This window comes from Vibrio sp. Isolate34 (genome assembly GCF_022397915.1).
GTDB lineage: Bacteria > Pseudomonadota > Gammaproteobacteria > Enterobacterales > Vibrionaceae > Vibrio.
Map to the genome: position 1 here is coordinate 345,843 of NZ_JAKEUO010000002.1, position 19,148 is coordinate 364,990.

The following is a 19,148-nucleotide window of genomic DNA, read 5'->3' on the forward strand; positions in this document are numbered from 1 at the left end:
CGAATACCACGCTGCGGCTTTCTAATTCTATTTATACTGCGCTAATAGATTACTTCGAGTGAAATTGCTCACAAGCAATCATTGTGTTCTCGATTAGGCTTGCCACTGTCATTGGACCAACACCACCCGGTACAGGTGTGATGAAGCTTGCGCTCTCTTTCGCTACGTCGTATTCAACATCACCCACTAGCTTGCCAGATTCTAAACGGTTGATACCAACATCGACCACAACGGCCCCTTTCTTAATCCAAGCACCTGGAATGAAGTTAGGCTTACCAACGGCAACCACAACAACGTCTGCTTGACGTACGTGGCCTTCAAGGTCTTTTGTGAAACGGTGACACGTCGTCGTTGTACAACCCGCTAGAAGCAGCTCTAGAGTCATTGGACGGCCTACGATGTTTGATGCGCCAACAACCACCGCGTGCTTGCCTCGTAAATCGATGTTGTAACGGTCAAGGAGCGTGATAATCCCTTTTGGCGTACAAGAGCGAAGCTTAGGCATACGCTGAGCCAAACGGCCGACATTGTATGGGTGGAAGCCATCAACGTCTTTCTCTGGTGTGATACGCTCAAGAACGTGAGTGCTATCAATGCCAGCAGGTAGAGGCAGTTGAACCAGAATACCGTCGATCTCTGGGTCTTGGTTCAGTTGGTCTACTAATGTTAACAGTTCATCTTCTGTTGCAGTGGCTGGCAAATCGTAAGATTTAGATACGAAGCCAACTTCTTCACAAGCTTTACGTTTACTTCCAACGTAAACCTGAGAAGCAGGGTCTTCACCCACTAAAACAACCGCTAGGCCCGGAGCGCGTAATCCTGCTTCAGTACGAGCCTTTACACGTGCAGCAACTTCAGAGCGAACCGTTTGAGAAATTAGCTTTCCATCAATATTTTGAGCAGTCATGAATTTCCTTAGTATTGATATTCAAGTTAGTGGCTGATGTTTTTGGCGCATTATTCCAGAAAATCTTTTTGATTACCATCAAGCAAACGTTTGCCTTGGTCTATTTTCCAACACTTATATGTTTGTTGCCCTTTTTTTACTCACTTAGATCAGAATGTTACATAAAGCCGTTGCTTTACTGATTCGAATTCGTATAATTCGTTCCTGTAGCGCGCCCTTAGCTCAGCTGGATAGAGCACGTCCCTTCTAAGGATGTGGTCGAAGGTTCGAATCCTTCAGGGCGTGCCATTATTTACGGGGCGTAGCAGGTAATACTTGCTACGCCCTTTTTCGTTTCTGCCATTTGTGGTTAAGCAACGATGAATCTTCAGGTATGGCAAAGTGACAAAGCCCACGATCAGAGGTCAACTAAGTGGGCAAATAAATCTAAACTTGTAGCTTCAAAGTTTGCGATAGCTCCTCTGGCTACTTAAATATAAGTTATTGCATGAGTGGGTTATTAATAGGCTTTCCAATATCGGGCAGTGGTCTTTCGTTCGTATCCCCATAACCAATCTTAAATCTGACTCGATTTATGCAAATTTTGTCGATTTGTGGAGCCATTAAATCAAATTGATTAAACCTCTCTTCAAGGTGTGAATGTTGCTTTTTATACGCCAGAATAACACGACGTAATAAGCGATAGAAGTCTACCTCTTCGAAGCCCAACGCCGCGACTTTTGGAGAAATAAACCTTAACACCGTAACAAAGTGACCGGTTAATAAGTCGTGGATTAAATAGTGTGGCGGTAATCGTGTGAGGGTTTCTTTGATAGATCCATCAAGCGAGTTTAACTCGGAAAATTCATGATTGACGATTCTTAAGTCGCCATGGAAATCCTTGATAATACAGCCACAAGGTATATTGTCTTCTAGAACTAGAGTGATGTTTTGTCCATGCGCAACAAGACCAACGCCATACTTACACATCAAATGGTAGAGTGGAACCACGACATGGTTAAACAGTTTTTCTAGCCACTGCTCAATAGCAATACCTGATGCATCGATTAGAGAACCAATTAAAGGCTTTCCCTTGAGGTCTCCTTGCATCAAAGCTGCCATAGTGATTGGACGTTTATGTTCTGCAATGATGTGCTCAGCACGCTCACGCCAAATGCAACCCAACATCTCTTGATATCGATAAGGTCCTTGCTCAAGTTGTGATTGAAATGGGTGGGGAGCATAAAAGCCAGCGACTTCTTGTTGAACATGTAAGCCAGCCGCTTTTAATGTTTCATCCGTTTTCGCGAGTTTATCTAGCCAAGAAGATAGCTCTGGTCCTTGAACAATAAATTTTCCTGGAATGCCACGATAACAAGAAGTATTGAGAATACTCAAAGCGGTTTTAGCGTCGTAAGCAATATGTTCAGAAGTTGAGCTGAGTGTACGAATGGACTGTTGAGCTTTCCAATCTGCTCCAGCTAGGCCGAGATCGACGATATCACCGTTCATAAACAAGCAAGCATACTGACTGGTTAGAAATCGTTGGAACTGCCAAGGGTGAATGGCAACTAGCCAAAAATCTTGATATTGAGTTCCTAACTTTGCGTTTAATTGATCTAATTCCGCTTCACCAAGAACGTTTTTTAGAATGCTATCGTAGTTTGTCGATTGGGCAGTTCCAGCTTCGCATTGAGATTTACGAATGGCTAACCACCGCAATTGAAATGGATTACCAGACTCAGGGGAATATTGTTCTAAATTATCGGCACCCCAGCCAAGACGCCCCTTGTTAGCAATTGCTTTTGGGTGTGCATCTATATATTGCTGACGGTCGATTTCACTCATGGAAGTTAAATCGTCAGCTGTCATTCCTTCTAGCTTTTTCATTCTAACCATATCGCTGTATAGGGTTTGCTGGATCTCTTCAAGCAGGTTAGCCAAGTTGATGTCAGATATTGTTAAATATTCGTTTAAATCAATAAGTAATTGAGATGCTAAAGGTGCTTTGCCACTTTCGCATTCTACACTGTCTTCGGCGATTTCAAGCATACCCCAAATTGTGATGTTAGCTTCAAAGTACCATTTGTCATTTTTGGTTTCTAAAAACCAAACCCTGTCTTGTTTCGTTGGTTCTAGAAGTTCTTCATAGTGAAGTTCAGAGATGATTTTCGCGCACAGAGAGCGATTAACACTTAGCCAAGAGTCCGGTGTCATTGTGTCCAATCCGTTAATAAGTTGATTTATTTAATAGAGTAAATAGTGATCATTATTTATAAAATGAATTTAAGTTCATAATATTATTGACACATCGCAACATAAATGGCAATTATATTAACAATCATTCTCATTTGCATTATTGATCGTTATGAAGTTGGCTTTTTATCTGGTATTGATATCGCTTGGTATCAACCAGACTCTGGTTGTTGCTGCAATTCCATCTTTGTCAGGTTGGCTTGAAGCATCGGATATTAACGCCTCTATGGGGGGGCTAGTGCTTGCAGTAAACATGAACCTTGTCAGTTATTGGCTTGGTGCCAGTCGTTGGGGAGCTGTTGTCAGTAAGCTTGGCTTTACAAAATCGTTTCAATTAGCTGCATATGGCTATGCTTTCTCTTGCTTGACGTTTGTTGCCCTGATCTTAGGGGACGTACCGAATCTGTTGCTTTTAGGCGGAAGTCGATTTTTGATTGGTGCCTTTAGCTGCGCGTTTCTTCCTCTATCTCAAACTTTGTTAGCAACTAAAAATGATGCGACACCTGCGGCACTTTCTCGCTTAAGTAGTGCTCTCACGCTCGGAAGACTCGTTGGTCCAAGTTTGGTCTTTCTTCCTATGGAGTTTGGTTACTTACTTCTGCTTCCTATCGTCATGGTCTTGCCGTTATTTTTCACTCGCTGTGATGAGGAGCAGTGGAAAAAAAATGTCAATTCGACGTCTAAGAAATATTCGATAAAACCAATGCATTATTTTGCATTTACTGCCGCGCTGCTTACAACAGCTTTGGTCGCGGTGTTCCAATTCTTTGTTTTACAGTTCTTATCTCTACATGGATATCAAGGGGAGAAAGGGACCGACATTTATGCGTCGCTGATGCTTGCGACGAGCGTTTTGCTCGTGGTGTATCAACTTCGTGTTATACCATCTCTCAGTCAACGCCAATCCAATCACTTTATGGGTATCTTGTTATCTAGCCTAATTATTGGCAGTGCAACCTTAGTTATGTTTGGGATGAATTGGTGGGGGCTCGGGGGGTCACTTGTGTCGCTACTCTTAGCCGTCGCAGGTTTACCAGCTTGGTATACCGCGAGATTACTTCAAAGTGAAAACGATACTTTAATGCAATCAAAGCTTAGCGGGTATTTAACTCGAGCTTATACAAGTGGACACATCCTAGGGACAGGGTTTGCGGCATTTTTTCTTAACCAACAGTGGCTGCTCTCTATTTTGATCGGGCTTATCTCTGTCTCTCTAATCTATTGTGTGTTGCGGCTTAATTCATTGTCGGAATTGGAACAAGCACACACCTACTAATAATCTAATTAATAAGAATGGACACTAACAATATGAACACCACCACTCGATGCATGGCTAAGCTTAGCCCAATTGCGCTATTGGTTTTTGCTAACCTTGCTCACGCTTCTGATACAGAGACCATTGTTGTTACCGCTAATCGAGCTGAAACGGCGATTTCGGATGTTGCAGCAACCATGTGGGTTGTTGACCAGCAAGAGCTAGAAAAAGTCATAAATACTGGTGCAGATCTTAAGAATGCTCTTGGTCAACTTATTCCGGGCTTTGATTTTGGTAGTGACGCACGGACTAACTTCTCTCAGAATTTACGTGGTCGTACGGCTCTATTTATGATCGATGGTGTATCGCTGAACTCAACCCGAAACATTAGCCGCCAATTGGATAGTATTGATCCTTTCAATATTGCTCGAATTGAGGTGCTTTCAGGAGCCACTTCAGTATACGGTGCCGGTGCTGCTGGCGGTATCATCAACATCATCACGAAAAAAGCGGAGAGTGATGAGCTAACATTTGAAACGAGAGTTGGTGCATCTTCTGGCTTCAACAACAGTGACGATTTGGCAAAAGAAATTGCGGTTGCGGTTTCTGGTGGACATGGCGATCTGAAAGGCAGACTTTCAGTTGCGTATAGTGGAACTGGCGGTTTGTACGACGCAAATGGTGATATCGTTCGCCCTGACATTACTCAAACAGATTTGCAGTTCAATGACACAATAGATGTGATGGCAAGCGCTGAATATTCGTTCGATGAGCAGCAAACACTGTCTGTTAGCGCTCAATACTACAATAGCGAGCAAGACTCGGAGTATTCTACTTATCTTGGAGCAAACTTAGGCGGTCTTTTCAATGCTTCATTGATCGAGACGCGTAAAGGCTTGCAACTGGATGAACAGCCAAACACTGAAAGATACATGGTTAATGCTCAATACAGTCATGCCGATGTGTTAGGTGGCCAATTGTTAGCTCAAGCGTACTATCGTGATGAGTCTATTCGTTTCTTCCCATTCCCAACGATAGCGCAAGTCTCTCAATCGCCTTTGCCAGGTAACGTATACCCGCTCTACGGTGCCTCTGAGCAGAACACGTCAGTGTTTGGTGCGAAGTTAGCATTGATCAAACAGTTTGAGTCTGTCTCTGCAACATTTGGGTTAGATGCTTCTCAAGAGTCGTTTGACGCTAGTCAGACTATCTATGATCAAGCAACGTCAGTGGGTTCGGGTGGCATGGTATTCGTACCTTCTCAAACCGCACAACGTTACCCTGATGTGGATAGCCGTTTCATTGCGTTATTTAACCAGCTAGAAATGGAAGTGACATCAGATCTTACCGTTAGTGGTGGGTTCCGTTATGAGCGTATTGAGCACGAAATTGGTGACCATGTTGGGGTTCTACAACAACACCTAGCGCAGCTTGGGTTGTATTCAAACCCAGATTCAATTGCTGGTGGTAAGACCGATTATGATGAGTGGCTGTTTAACTTAGGCGCGGTTTACCATTTAAACAAGACATCACAAGTGTGGGCAAATGTGTCTCAAGGTTTTGATGTGCCAGATCCTGCTCGCTTCTTTGGGCAAGGTCAATACGATGGGCCATATGGTGAAGGCTCGAATCTAGTCTCTTCGACATCAGTATCTAATACCGAACTTCAAGGTGTTAAAACAAATGCTCTAGAGCTTGGTTGGCGAATGTCCGAAGGTGACTTAGATGCTCAAGTTGCGTCATACATTTCACTTTCAGACAAAACAGTAGATTACGATCGCTCCACATTTGCGGTTGTTGTAGAAGACGATGACAAACGTATTTATGGTGTTGAAGGTCAAGCAGTATATAGTTTTACGGACAATATCTACTCAGGTGTGAATGCTCACTATGTGAAGAGTGAAACTAAAGTTTCTGGTGACTGGAAAGATCTATCTGCTGCATCAGCGAGCCCTAGTTCCGGTAGTGTGTGGTTTGGTTACGATAACCTTGAATACGGCGCAGAGCTGAGAATCAATAGCTTCATAAGCTACGAAGATGATGATGGCCAAAAGCTGGAGAGTTACACCCTTGCTAACGTGTCATCTTACATGGCATTACCGGTTGGTCAGTTAAACCTAGGCATTTCAAACTTGTTTAACAGAGATTACGAGACGCTTTGGAGCCAGCGTTCGCAAATGCTTTACGGTACGAGTGTTCCTGAAGAAATATTCACTCACAACGGTCAAGGCACGACCTTCTCTGTTGCTTACAGCGCGACATTCTAGGGTGTGAATGTGCTGAAATTTAACGATGTTTCCCTCCAGTTAGGAGGGAAACCTATTCTCAAACCAATGAGCGGTGGGTTCCCTCAAGGATCTATCACCGCCTTGATTGGTCCTAACGGCTCAGGGAAATCGACACTTTTGTCGGTGTTGAGTCAATTACGTCAACCTGACAGTGGAGAAATTCTACTTAGTGGTGAGCAAGTCTCTAACTTGTCTCGAGCAAAGATCGCTCGCGAAATCGCTCTTATGCCACAGCGTAACCCAGTCCCTTCAACTTTATCAGTGGCAGACTTAGTCGCATTTGGTCGACATCCGCATCGCCCTTGGTATCGCCGTTTAGATGCGCAAGACAAAGAAGCCATTGATTGGGCAATTTCTGTGTCTGGTATTGAACATTATCGCGGCCGATTACTGAGCGGCCTTTCTGGTGGTGAATTGCAGCGTTGCTGGCTAGCTATGGTACTTGCTCAAGATACTCCACTTTTGATGCTGGATGAGCCAACGTCTTGGTTGGATATCCATCATCAACAAGGGTTATTGGGGATTGTTAAACGACTCAATGAAGAGTTTGGTAAAACCATTATTTGGGTACTCCATGATTTGAACCAAGCCCTTCAATACAGCGACAGAGCCATGATGCTGCAAAATGGAGATTTAGTTGCTTCTGGTTTGGTCGATGATGTGATCTCCGCAGAAAGAGTGAGTCATATCTATCAAACTCCAGTTCGTGATCACGATATCGATGGGCAGCGAATTTTATGGACGGAGGTTCGTGCATGAGGCGTTTATCTTGCATCCTCACCTCAATCTTAACGGTCTTAATACCATCTGTTGTTTATGCAAATCAGCCTTTCATCGATAAAGAGGCGGCTTGCCTATCAACCTGTGTGAGTCTTAATCAGCCAGCGAAAAGGGTGGTGGCGTTAAACTGGTCTGCAGCAGAGATGCTTTTATCTCTTGGTATAAAACCGGTCGGTATTACTGAAGGAAGAGGTTATCGAAAATGGCAAACCAACAATCCGAAATTGCCAGAAGATGTTGCAGAAGTAGGCCGCCGCCAAGAACCAAACTTAGCGGTTATCGCGAACCTAAAGCCAGATTTGATCGTTGGATATGACTTTCGACATCAGCGCTTGTACCCAGTACTGAACCAGATCGCACCCACTCTGCTTTATCAGCAATTCCCAAGGTTAGATCAGCCGGAGTTTCGGTATTTCGAACAGGCTCAACACATATTTGCCACTCTGGCCGTCGTAACAGGGACCGAGAGAAAAGCGGCTCTGATTTTGGACGATATGGATAAAACTCTCGTCAAGTTGCGTAAAGCGATTAAAGAGTCTGGTCTTGCTGGGACTTCGGTAACCTACGGCAAATTTGTGGGCATGGGATATGGGCTACGAATTTTTTCTAACCACAGTTTGGCAGGCTCAGTTGCTGAACAGTTGGGTCTGAACTATCAGTGGCAGAGCACGTTGCCTGGTAAGGATTTTGTTCATCTTCAATTGGAACAGCTTCCGGGTGTTATTAATACTCATCTTCTACTAGCAGGTAATCAAACCGATAGCGAACGGATGATTCGTTCTCCGGTTTGGCCATACTTGCCCTTCGTCAAACAAAACGCACTCTCTGAAGTAGAACCACTTTGGAGCTTTGGTGGGCCTAAGTCGATTGAGCGAATGGCTAGAGTATTTACAAAGTCACTGTTGGATTGGAAGGAGAAGAGCAATGGTTAGATTTTTCAGCTGTTCATTGTTGGCATTGTCTCTCGTTGTCGCAGGCTACTTATATACGATTTCTCCTATCTCAGATCCGCAATTGAGCCAAGTGATGTTTGACGCCATTTGGCTTCCGACAGTAGGAATGGCGATTGTAACAGGGTCATTGTTAGCCAGTTCTGGCGTATTAATTCAAGTATCACTCGACAATGATTTTGCTTCTCCTTCGACGTTAGGTGTTGCCTCCGGCGCTCTACTTGGCGCTGTTCTAGCAAGAGTATTTTATCCTGAGGGCGGGCTCATCTTTGTCTGGTGTAGCGCATTTCTAGGCAGTGTTGCGATTGCCTCTCTTGTCGTTATGGTGGGTCGACTTATTGGTGGAGGAAAACTGCCAATAGTGTTAGTTGGTATGGCTATTGGGCTTGGTGCTGGTGCAGTTGCTTCTGTATTTTTGCTTTACTTCGAGCATGAAACGGATGGGCTGTTCCTATGGGGGAGTGGGCAAGTCCTACAAAGCTCATCTGAAGCATTTAAACAGTTTTCTTTACCGGCTTTTATTACGTTGGCGCTGAGTGTCGCCGTGCTGCCTAAGCTTTCACTGTTTCAGCTTGGTGAAATACATGCGCATGCTTTGGGTTTATCAGTAAATCGATGGCGTTGGGTGATTTTGCTCCTTGCTATTTCTCAAGCGGCTCTGGCAACTGCGATGGTTGGTATGATTGGTTTTATTGGGCTTATGGCTCCCCATTTGGCTCGTTATTTAACGGTGAACAAATACCAAGGTCGAAGTGTTACAAGCCTTTGGCTTTTATCCTTAGTCATTGGCGCGATGTTAGTACTGCTGGCCGAATGGTGTTCAAGAAGCCTGCTGTTCTTAGGTTATCGATTACCAACTGGTGCTTTTGCTGCGCTTTTGGGCGCACCATTCTTTTTACTCCTTTTATTTGGAAAGAGTGGGCGAGCGCTTGCTGCTACAGAAGATCAAGTGATTGGTCTACGTCCATTGTTAAAGCTTTCACCAAGTCATGTGTTACTGGTTCTCGGTGTGATTCTTATCATGACAGTGGGTTACTGGTCTGAACCAAGTAATAATATTGGTTCTGATTGGGTGATGAGCAGGATTGTTTTAGCAGGACTTGCAGGCTTTGCATTGGCTTGCGGGGGGACTTTGCTACAAACACTATTCAGAAACCCGTTAGCAAGCCCTGATATTTCAGGGGTCAGTACCAGTTCAGTTTTAATGATCGCTTGTCTGCTGGTGGTTTTCCCGGGAGCCAGTCACAGCATGATCGTATTAGCCGGTTTAACCGGTGCTCTCGCCGTTATAGCGCTCCTTTTTTGGGGGCTCAAATCACAACTTAGCGTCTCTCAACTCGCGCTGTTTGGGATTGTCATTTCTGCATTTACTGGCACAGCCACTCACATCTTGTTGACTTTCGGTAGTACAACATCAACGGTCACTCTCATGTGGTTGTCCGGTACGACTTATGGCGCGTCTGCTGAAAGCATTATGCCTTTAGCCGTTACGCTCGCTTTGTCACTCATTGCTATGGTTCCTATTCTACGAAGCCTAGACATCATGCCTTTGGGAGAAGTCATTCCTCAAGTCGTGGGGATTGCTCTTACCCCTTATCGTCTAGTGCTGCTCGGGGTTGCTGCTCTATTAACGGCGGTTGCAATATCAACTGTTGGTGCAATTAGCTTCGTTGGCTTGTTAGCGCCACATTGCGCGCGTCTATTGGGTTTATATCGTCATGTTCATCTGATTCCCGCCGCGGGTCTTACTGGTGCATCTCTTTTAATTTGGGCTGACGGAATAGGACGCAGTCTTATGCCTCCTTCTGAAATAGCAGCAGGCTTGGTCGTGTCTATTTTAGGGAGCCTTTACTTCTTACTCTTACTACTAATCGGATATCGAAAACAACGTCATGGAATTGATTAAATTTCTTCAACAACGTGTCTCTTATCATGTTCATGAGTTATCTCTACCAGCTCCGGCTGGGTGTGATTTAGAGACCATACTGCAAACCGCAATGAGTACTCCAGATCATGGGAATCTTAACCCTTGGCATTTTTTAGTGATAGAACGTGAACAAGTTGAAGCACTGGTTGAACTACTGAGTGCCGCATGGGTTGCGTCTGAGGTGAATATAGATAAAGGGCAAGTCAAACGGCTATCAAGTTATTTACGTCAAGCTCCGATGCTGGTGCTGGTCTCTGCAGAGATCAAACCACACAAAGAGATCTCACAACAAGATCAGATCCTTTCTGCGGCTGCAGCATGTCAAATGATACTCCTAGCAGCGGATGCGAGTGGTTACGGTGGCGTTTGGTATTCGACGGAAGCCGTGGATCTGCCAAATGTGAAAGAACATCTGCACCTTAATGAGAGTCATGTTCCTGTGGGGTTCTTGGTGCTAGGTACACCTGCAGAAACACGTAAAAAGCGTAGACGATGCGCAAAACCGCTGACATCAAAATGGTCGCCACAGACGACCTATTAAATAATGAAATAAATCCTAAGAGATAGAGTTAAATGACACATTTACTTACGATGCAGCACTTCCTAAATAGCTTGCTGCTTGAAACATCTGAATATCAAATTAAGGGCAACAGTATTTATGTTGATTTGAACTGTCATGGGCAATTAGAGATTCCTCTTACCTATGTATCTGCCTCAGGTCGTCATCGATATAGTGGAAAAGTACTGCTTCGAGAGCTAGATAAATTATCACAAATACCGTTTTCTTAAGCTGCTTCTTTGTTGGTTGAACGTTACTTCCCTGAAGTTGATAAAGATAAAAAAACGCTGTTTATACAACGTGTTGAAAGCTCAAATGATTATGTAACGCGAGCATCTTCCGCATTGGCTTTGCGTCAATCTAAACATGATTTGCAAGGTTTTATTACATTGGAACAGGCACTTAGTGGTGGACACAGTATGCATCCAGCACCTAAGTGTAATGAACCTCTGACCCAACAAGAGCAAGAAGCGTACTTACCTGAATTCGCCGGTGAATTTGCAGTGGAATGGTTTGCCGTAAAAGAAGATAAGCTCGCTGGCGAATACGTTTGCGGATGTTTGAAATATGAACTAAAAGAAATGTTTCTGAGCGGCCACACTCAAGGTGGTTCTTCATTACCAGGTGCAGAGTGGGTGCCAATTCCCATGCATCCGCTCCAAGCAAGAGAGTGGCGAAAAGCACAAGCAAATTGTCAGGTTCTGCAGGCTTATACCCTTGATTTAGGTCTAAGGAGCGATGGGTGGACAGCAACATCTTCCTCTCGTGCTATTTATCATCCGAATTGTAAATGGATGCTAAAGGTATCCTTACCGGTTCGCTTGACTAATTCTCTGCGTCTTATGACCGAGCCTGAAGCGAGGCGAGGGACTCAATTTAGTAAGTTGATGAAAACTGCAGCAGGAGAGGAATTAAAACAACGTTTGAACTTCGCCAATTTTATTGAAGAGCCTATGTGGTGTTCTATTGTCGGAAAGGATCAAGCTGTCCTAGATCTACCGCTGGTATGCTTTAGAGTGAACCCTTTCTTTGTTGAAGCTGAACAAGTATCTGATTCTATCGCGAGTCGTTTCCACATGTTGGCAACACTAAATCAAGACGCAGTCGGTGATAAGGCCAGTGAGCTCGAACAGTGGATTCGACAGTGTGCCCAAACCCAAGGACAAAGCCTTGAACTCGCAGCGAGGCACTGGATGAGCGCATTTATGGAAAAGGTCATTGCGCCAATCTGTGTCGCGCGTGCTGACTATGGCATTGTGATGCTTGCTCATCAGCAAAACTTAATGGTTGAAGTTGAGCAAGGTTTGCCTGTTGGCGTTGCGGTTCGAGACTGTCAAGGTTTTGGTCTAACGTCACTTGCAATGGATGTGTTCTCTGATGTTTTGGAACGTGAGCAATCGGAATACTTTATGGAAGCTGGAGAGCTTAACCCTTATCACGCTTACTATGTTATTGGAAACTCTCTACTAAATACGATTGCGGCCATTGGAGCGCTAGGATTTATTGAAGAAACTAATTTATGGGCATTATGCCGCAATCAGTTTGACGCCTTATCCAAGCTAAACCCTAAAGATGACTCTTTTTATCACTACATTCTTAACTCGCCAACCTTACGGTGGAAACGCAACTTTATGTGCTTCTTATCGGGGTTTAATGAAGCCACGATGAAAGATCCATCAATCATTTACTGCGATGTCGCTAATCCACTTGCTTGGAAAGAGTCAGAAAATGAAGGAGTACGTATCCACAAACCACTTCCTTCAGGTCGAACTGTCACAATACTTGATCGAGAGAGTTCGGATGGGACTCTGACTTTCACTCTCATCGAATATGGCGAAGTAGTTGCTCAATTTAGTGCGGAAAGAGAAGGTGGGAAGACTGGCGCGTTAACGTGCAACACAACTGACGTCAATGATTCCATGTTTTGGTGGAGTGCTGTTGAACACACTCTTTTCTCTATGGATCTAAATCGTATTAAAGTGACCAACTGGCCAGGTGGAGAAAAGACGATTGATTTCAGCGAGTTTTTAGAGTCAGCACCAATTTGGTTGCATACAGCTCAGGACTCGAACCCTCTTGTATTAACGACAGCAGAGAATGGTTCGACACATCCTATTCGACCCGCTCACCCTGAAGGTATCGTTTTTCAGCGATATTACTACCACTTGAAACGTACTGTTACCTTGAGAGTGGTTGATATCGCTAGGGACTTAAACATATTCCATCGTTGGCACAATGAGCCTTCTGTTGCTCAAATGTGGGAGCTAGAGGGAGAGTTGTCGACACATCTAAACTATCTTGATCAGCAAAAACAGGACAAGCATGCCTACGGTGTGATCGGGGAGTTTGATGGTGTGCCTTTCGGTTATTTTGAAATCTACTGGGCAGCCGAAGACAGAATAGGTCCATTTTACGAGTTCGGATTGTTTGATAAAGGCGTGCATATGCTGGTGGGCAACTTAGCCTATAGAGGACTTCCTTACTTTGATACTTGGGGAAGGTCAGTTGTTCAATACTGTTTCATGCAGGAACCAAGAATGGAGTCTGTGGTCGGTGAGCCAAGAGCCGATAACCATCGAGTGCTCAAGTTGAACTCGCGAGTAGGGATGCAAAAATTGTTTGAATTTGATTTTCCTCATAAACGTTCAGCGTTCATTTTGTGCGGTAGAAAACGCTTCTTTGAGCAGTTTGCATTTTAGATATTTCGTATTGAAAAGGGAAAATAATGAAGAACGATAACAAACGTTTCGAGATGGACATTATTTATGATGTGATTGGTGTCGGCCTAGGTCCATTTAACTTAAGTATTGCCGCTTTAGCAGCCCAAAAACCTGAACTAAACACGCTATTTCTAGATAAACGTTCTCACTTTGCATGGCATCCAGGGTTGCTACTAGACAATGCAAAAATGCAAACATCATTCTTAAAAGATTTAGTGACTGCGGTTGACCCAACTAGCCCTTACAGTTTTCTCAACTATTTAGTCTTGAACAGAAAGTTCTACCCGTTTATGGCTTCGGGGCAGAACACGATAGGACGTTTAGAGTTTTCAGATTATATGGGGTGGGTGGCGAATCAACTACCCAATGTAAAATTTAGCCAAGAAGTCATTCATATTGAAAACAACGATGGTTTATTCAAGGTAGTAACGGAAAACCACATCTTTTATGCAAAAAACCTTGTCATGGGAACCGGTGTTGTACCAACCGTTCCTGAATGTGCAATGCTACACATGGGTGATGAGTGCTTTCATGCCAGTGAGCTAGCTTTGCGTGCTCCTCAATTTGAAGGTAAACGAGTTGCAGTGATCGGCGGAGGGCAAACGGGAGCAGATGTTTTCCAACATAGTTTTGATCAACAGTTCGGTGCGTTATCTGAGCTTCATTGGGTGTCGAGAAGAGCGAATATCGAGGTACTTGATGAAGGTTGCTTTACTGACCAGTATTTCATGCCAGATTATGTGAATGGATTCTATCAACTTGAGCAAGAAGTGAAAGATAGCGAAGTAGGGCGACAAAAGCTAACCAGTGATGGGATTACAAGCGAGTGCCTTCAAGGGATCTATCAGCGTTTGTATCATGATAAGTTTGTGTTGAGAAATAGACCATGGTGGAGCATTCAACCAAGCCGCTCCTTAATCGAGATGCAACGTGATAGCACAGGTTACCAATTGAAACTTGAACATAGCTTAACAGGCGAAGTATCACAGATTTCAGCGGATGTTGTTGTGCTGTGCACTGGTTTTAAGCGGGTAACACCAAGCTGTTTAAACGCGTTACATGAACAAATCAAGTGGGATTATCATGGACGTCCTAAATTGGCAGAAGACTTCTCTGTAGAGTGGGATGGTGGGGAGCATAATCGTATCTATATGGTTAATACTGGTATGGGGAGTCATGGTATCGCAGAGCCACAATTAAGCTTAGCTGCGTGGCGAGGTGCCAAAATACTCAACAGCATCGCACAGAAAAACCTCTACGACCCGGTCGAGCACAGCTGTGTAGTTGATTGGGGATTAGAGCCTAGCAAACAACAGAAAGAGCTCTGCTGATTTCGAGAGTGCCCTAAATTCTGCGTAACTGTTCAAACTTAAGCCTTTCATGCGAATGAGAGGCTTGTTTGCTATGTTAACTGGGGAGGTAAATACCACTAAACTAGAGAAAGCTTCTCAATCTATAAAAGCGAGTTCATTAACCTTTGTTAATTGGTCAATGTTACTGGTGAAAACGCTCACTTTAAAGCGACGCTCGTTTCCACTCGTTACTCATTTCGTTCGATCTATGTAATAGAAAGTTAAAATTGTTCCTTTTTTGGGGTTTACATCATTTGGTAATAAAGCCACTATGAATTCACGAAGAATAGACAAGTAAAGCTGTTCACCAGTGGGTTTAGGAATCAAACCTTCTGCTCAATAGCTGATTTAGAGGAAGTAATGGCAGGAAACAGTATCGGACAACATTTCCGCGTGACCACGTTCGGAGAAAGTCACGGTATCGCACTAGGATGTATCGTAGATGGGTGCCCACCAGGATTAGAAATTACCGAAGCAGACCTTCAAAGAGATTTGGATCGTCGTCGCCCCGGTACTTCTCGCTATACAACGGCTCGCCGTGAAGCGGATGAAGTAAAGATTTTATCAGGTGTATTTGAAGGCCAAACTACGGGTACTTCTATTGGTCTATTGATTGAAAATACAGACCAACGCTCTAAAGACTATTCCGAAATTAAAGACAAGTTCCGCCCTGGCCACGCTGACTATACGTACCATCAAAAGTACGGTGTGCGTGATTACCGAGGTGGTGGTCGTTCTTCAGCTCGTGAAACTGCAATGCGTGTTGCTGCAGGTGCAATTGCGAAGAAATACCTAAAACAAGAATTTGGTGTTGAAATCCAAGCTTACCTTTCTCAAATGGGTGATATCTCAATTGATAAAGTGGATTGGAACGAGATTGAAAACAACGCTTTCTTCTGTCCTGATGCCGATAAAGTACCAGAATTTGATCAACTGATTCGTGACTTGCTAAAAGAAGGCAACTCGATCGGTGCGAAGATTCAAGTGGTTGCGACTAAAGTGCCAGTAGGCCTTGGTGAGCCAATCTTTGATCGTCTAGATGCTGACATCGCGCACGCTCTAATGAGCATTAACGCTGTGAAAGGTGTTGAGATTGGTGATGGCTTCGATGTTGTTAATCAACGCGGTAGTGAACACCGTGATCCATTAACTCCAGAAGGTTTCAGCAGCAACCATGCTGGCGGTATCTTAGGTGGTATCTCTACTGGCCAAGATATTGTGGCAAGCATCGCGCTTAAGCCGACTTCAAGCATTACGGTTCCTGGTGACACAATCACGAAAGATGGTGAAGCAACGCAGTTAATCACGAAAGGTCGTCACGATCCATGTGTTGGTATTCGTGCTGTGCCAATTGCAGAAGCAATGCTGGCTATTGTGCTGCTTGACCACTTGCTACGTCATCGTGGTCAAAACTTTGGTGTGACAACTGAAACGCCACAAATCTAATCCTGCTGCTTTTTATTTAGAATAGAATTGAAACTGATTTGATAAAAACAAAAAGGGTTGCTTCGTAATGAAGCAACCCTTTTTCACATTAATAGGATTGTTCGTCCGGTTAGCGACTATCGTCATTAAAGACCGCTAGCAGCTCAAGGCTCTTAATCCATTAATGCACTGAGCTTTCAGGATCAAGCTGGAACGAAGGCAAACGCCATTTAAATCTTACCGCTGCCATACGCAGCAAGTAACCAACCACAAGCGTTACAATTGTCGCCGTTACGCCGTTAATGCCAACTTCAAGCAAACCTAGGTACAAACCTGAAGCGACAAGTGCGACAGACGCATACAGCTCTTCATGTAACACCAATGGCGTTTGACGACAGATAAGGTCACGCAGCAAGCCACCAAACACACCTGTCACCAGTGCCGATACCATGCAAATCATCGGGTGCAGACCCATAGTCATCGCTACTTTGGTACCAATGATACTGAATACAATTAGGCCTAAGGCATCCAAGCGAATGAACAAGCCTTTTAGCTTGATAACCCATTTAGCTAGTCCGGTTGTAATAACACCTGCGATACAGGTGATGGCCAGATACTGCGGGTTTTCAACCCAACCTAAAGGGTAATGGCCAAGTAAGATATCTCTCACCGTACCGCCGCCAATTGCCGTTGCACTCGCAACCAACATTACACCAAACCAATCCATTTTTTGTTTACCAGCACTGAGAGCGCCGGTCATGGCTTCTGCCGTGATGCCAATGATATACAAAACACTTAGTAGCATTGCTGTAGCTCTATAATTTAGGTCTATAAATTCGAGTCTTATAGGCCTTAGGGATATAAAAATGAAGCGCGAGTGTAGTAGTAAAAATGCTTGTTGACGAATGAATATTTGTACCGTGAATGGGTGCTTCAGATTAGCTAAACTAATCATTCACCTTAAAGTGGTGTAATCTGGGAATGGCAATCGATTGTCACCGTAAAGTATAATGGCGAACCCGATGTCATTGCGCTTGATAGGGCTTTACCGAGCACTTGAAAAAACGCAAAATGCCCCAGTTCTTTTTACTTAAATTTGATTTTATGACACACCAATATTCAGACATTATCGATATCTTCAATCAGACCTTTTTTGAAAGCTTTAATACCAAACTAGAGCTAGGGGCTGATGAGCCGATCTATTTGCCTGCTGATGACACTATCCCACATCATCGAATCGTGTTTGCACGTGGCTTTTACGCCTCTGCACTTCATGAGATCGCACACTGGTGCGTTGCTGGCCCTGAGCGTCGTTTACTGGAAGATTTTGGCTATTGGTATGAACCTGACGGTCGAACGGAATCGGTTCAAGCTGAGTTTGAAAAAGTAGAAATTCGCCCACAAGCGTATGAATGGATCATTGCGATGAGCGCAGGCTTTCCTTTTAATGTCAGCTGTGACAATCTACACGGCGATTTTGAGCCAGATCGTTTGGCCTTTATGAATAAAGTACATAGCGAAGTTATGGGTATCTTTGAAGTTGGCTTCCCGCCTCGCGTAAAAATGCTCTCTGAAGCATTGCGCAGCTTCTACGATGTAGAACCTTTATGTGCTAGCCAATTTATTGTGAAATAAGAGAATATTATGATTATCGAATTTGAAGAAAAACTACTAGAAGTAATTGATGCTCGCATTGAAAACGCATCAGACGATGAACTGTTTGCTGGTGGTTATTTACGTGGTCATATTTCTCTGTCAGTGGCTTCATGTGAAGAAGAAGGCATTGAAGACGTAGCTGAAGTAAAAGCCCGCATCGAGAAGAGCCTAGATGACGCTCGCTCTGAATTAACGCCTGCAGACCGCACCATCGTGAATGACCTTTGGGTTGAACTGCAAAACCAAGCTTAATCGCTGGTTACTTATCATTACCCGCTCAGTCCCTTCCTTTTTCATTTTGCTGAGTCGTGAATAGTTTGAGACTCATTCGAAATTTTTGAATGAGTCCGTTCAATCCTTGTGATGGTTACATTTTCTGACTACGTTATTCTAATCCTACTTAACGGAATTACAGAAAAGGTCACATCATGAAAGTTATCGCATTTGGCGCAAGCACAAGCTCTACCTCTATCAACAAAACTCTAGCAACTTACGCAGCTAACTTGATTGAGGGTGCTGAAGTTAAAGTTCTAAACATCAACGATTACAATGTTCCTATGTTCAGTGAAGACACTGAAAAAGAGATTGGCCAAGCGGAAGGTGCACAAGCATTTTTGCGTGACCTAGCAGAAGCGGACGCGTTTGTTATCTCTTTCGCTGAACACAACGGCCACTACCCAGCCGCATATAAAAACCTATTTGATTGGGCAACACGTATTGAGCGTTCAGTGTTTGGCGAGAAGCCAGCGGTTTACCTAGCAACTTCTCCTGGCCCTGGTGGCGCTCAAACGGTACTTGGCGCGGCAACGGGGTCTGCATCATTCTTTGGCGGCAACGTTAAGGCTTCACTATCAGTGCCAAATTTTTATGATAACTTTGACTTTGAGTCCGGCGCTATCAGCAACGAAGAGATTGCTCAGCAGATCAAAGGCGCGGTTGCTAAGCTGTAAACATCGAGCAGTTTAAAAAAATCGGTTTAGAACAACACGATCAACAAAAAGCCCGAGTGACATAATGTCGCTCGGGCTTTTTAGCTTTTAGTTTCAGATATTTCCAATATTCAGATATTTTAGATGTTCAGAATAGTTGAACTA

At 44.0% G+C, this 19,148-nt stretch carries 15 protein-coding genes and 1 tRNA gene; 13 read left to right on the forward strand and 3 right to left on the reverse strand.

What is annotated here, in order from left to right; genetic code table 11:
- Nucleotides 1–49: 49 nt before the first annotated feature.
- On the reverse strand, nucleotides 50–907 hold the full coding sequence (gene folD / locus L1D22_RS04240) for a bifunctional methylenetetrahydrofolate dehydrogenase/methenyltetrahydrofolate cyclohydrolase FolD (protein WP_017629535.1): 858 nt from the start codon (nucleotides 905–907) through the stop codon (nucleotides 50–52).
- Between the two features lie 211 nt (nucleotides 908–1,118).
- Between folD and L1D22_RS04245 the strand changes: the two genes are divergently transcribed.
- Nucleotides 1,119–1,195 (forward strand) — tRNA-Arg (locus L1D22_RS04245).
- 192 nt (nucleotides 1,196–1,387) lie between these two features.
- Here the strand turns inward: L1D22_RS04245 and L1D22_RS04250 are convergent.
- Nucleotides 1,388–3,103 (reverse strand): IucA/IucC family protein, encoded by a 1,716-nt coding sequence (locus L1D22_RS04250; protein WP_239828806.1) that lies wholly within the window; start codon nucleotides 3,101–3,103, stop codon nucleotides 1,388–1,390.
- Nucleotides 3,104–3,254: 151 nt separating this feature from the next.
- Between L1D22_RS04250 and L1D22_RS04255 the strand changes: the two genes are divergently transcribed.
- The 9 genes from L1D22_RS04255 (at nucleotide 3,255) to aroC (ending at nucleotide 16,419) form a co-directional block, all read left to right on the forward strand.
- Nucleotides 3,255–4,418 (forward strand): hypothetical protein, encoded by a 1,164-nt coding sequence (locus tag L1D22_RS04255; protein ID WP_239828807.1) that lies wholly within the window; start codon nucleotides 3,255–3,257, stop codon nucleotides 4,416–4,418.
- 32 nt (nucleotides 4,419–4,450) lie between these two features.
- The gene (locus L1D22_RS04260) at nucleotides 4,451–6,664 is read left to right on the forward strand and encodes a TonB-dependent receptor (RefSeq protein ID WP_239828808.1); all 2,214 of its coding nucleotides are present in this window, start codon (nucleotides 4,451–4,453) and stop codon (nucleotides 6,662–6,664) included.
- Nucleotides 6,665–6,673: 9 nt separating this feature from the next.
- Nucleotides 6,674–7,444 (forward strand): ABC transporter ATP-binding protein, encoded by a 771-nt coding sequence (locus L1D22_RS04265; RefSeq protein WP_239828809.1) that lies wholly within the window; start codon nucleotides 6,674–6,676, stop codon nucleotides 7,442–7,444.
- On the forward strand, nucleotides 7,441–8,397 hold the full coding sequence (locus L1D22_RS04270; RefSeq protein ID WP_239828810.1) for an iron-siderophore ABC transporter substrate-binding protein: 957 nt from the start codon (nucleotides 7,441–7,443) through the stop codon (nucleotides 8,395–8,397). The genes L1D22_RS04265 and L1D22_RS04270 overlap by 4 nt, the downstream gene beginning before the upstream one ends.
- The gene (locus L1D22_RS04275; protein WP_239828811.1) at nucleotides 8,390–10,321 is read left to right on the forward strand and encodes an iron ABC transporter permease; all 1,932 of its coding nucleotides are present in this window, start codon (nucleotides 8,390–8,392) and stop codon (nucleotides 10,319–10,321) included. Before L1D22_RS04270 ends, L1D22_RS04275 begins: the two co-directional genes overlap by 8 nt.
- Nucleotides 10,308–10,883: a nitroreductase gene (locus tag L1D22_RS04280; RefSeq protein WP_239828812.1), complete on the forward strand. Its 576-nt coding sequence runs from the start codon at nucleotides 10,308–10,310 to the stop codon at nucleotides 10,881–10,883. The genes L1D22_RS04275 and L1D22_RS04280 overlap by 14 nt, the downstream gene beginning before the upstream one ends.
- 257 nt (nucleotides 10,884–11,140) lie before the next feature.
- Entirely contained in the window at nucleotides 11,141–13,600 is a 2,460-nt protein-coding gene (locus tag L1D22_RS04285; protein ID WP_239828813.1) for a GNAT family N-acetyltransferase, read from the forward strand.
- 26 nt (nucleotides 13,601–13,626) lie between these two features.
- Nucleotides 13,627–14,952, forward strand: a complete 1,326-nt coding sequence (locus L1D22_RS04290; protein ID WP_239828814.1) for a SidA/IucD/PvdA family monooxygenase — start codon at nucleotides 13,627–13,629, stop codon at nucleotides 14,950–14,952.
- Between the two features lie 381 nt (nucleotides 14,953–15,333).
- The gene (gene aroC / locus L1D22_RS04295) at nucleotides 15,334–16,419 is read left to right on the forward strand and encodes a chorismate synthase (RefSeq protein ID WP_017062360.1); all 1,086 of its coding nucleotides are present in this window, start codon (nucleotides 15,334–15,336) and stop codon (nucleotides 16,417–16,419) included.
- 160 nt (nucleotides 16,420–16,579) lie between these two features.
- On the opposite strand, the gene L1D22_RS04300 is transcribed toward aroC, so the two are convergent.
- Nucleotides 16,580–17,203, reverse strand: a complete 624-nt coding sequence (locus tag L1D22_RS04300; protein ID WP_239828815.1) for a trimeric intracellular cation channel family protein — start codon at nucleotides 17,201–17,203, stop codon at nucleotides 16,580–16,582.
- A 299-nt stretch (nucleotides 17,204–17,502) separates the two neighbouring features.
- On the opposite strand from L1D22_RS04300, the gene L1D22_RS04305 reads away from it, so the two are divergent.
- The 3 genes from L1D22_RS04305 to L1D22_RS04315 all read left to right on the forward strand — a co-directional run bounded on the left by L1D22_RS04305 (nucleotide 17,503) and on the right by L1D22_RS04315 (nucleotide 19,004).
- The gene (locus L1D22_RS04305; protein ID WP_017063424.1) at nucleotides 17,503–18,033 is read left to right on the forward strand and encodes an elongation factor P hydroxylase; all 531 of its coding nucleotides are present in this window, start codon (nucleotides 17,503–17,505) and stop codon (nucleotides 18,031–18,033) included.
- A 9-nt stretch (nucleotides 18,034–18,042) separates the two neighbouring features.
- The gene (locus L1D22_RS04310) at nucleotides 18,043–18,306 is read left to right on the forward strand and encodes a YfcL family protein (RefSeq protein WP_017632537.1); all 264 of its coding nucleotides are present in this window, start codon (nucleotides 18,043–18,045) and stop codon (nucleotides 18,304–18,306) included.
- A gap of 176 nt (nucleotides 18,307–18,482) precedes the next feature.
- Entirely contained in the window at nucleotides 18,483–19,004 is a 522-nt protein-coding gene (locus L1D22_RS04315; RefSeq protein ID WP_161679052.1) for an NADPH-dependent FMN reductase, read from the forward strand.
- Nucleotides 19,005–19,148 lie beyond the last annotated feature (144 nt).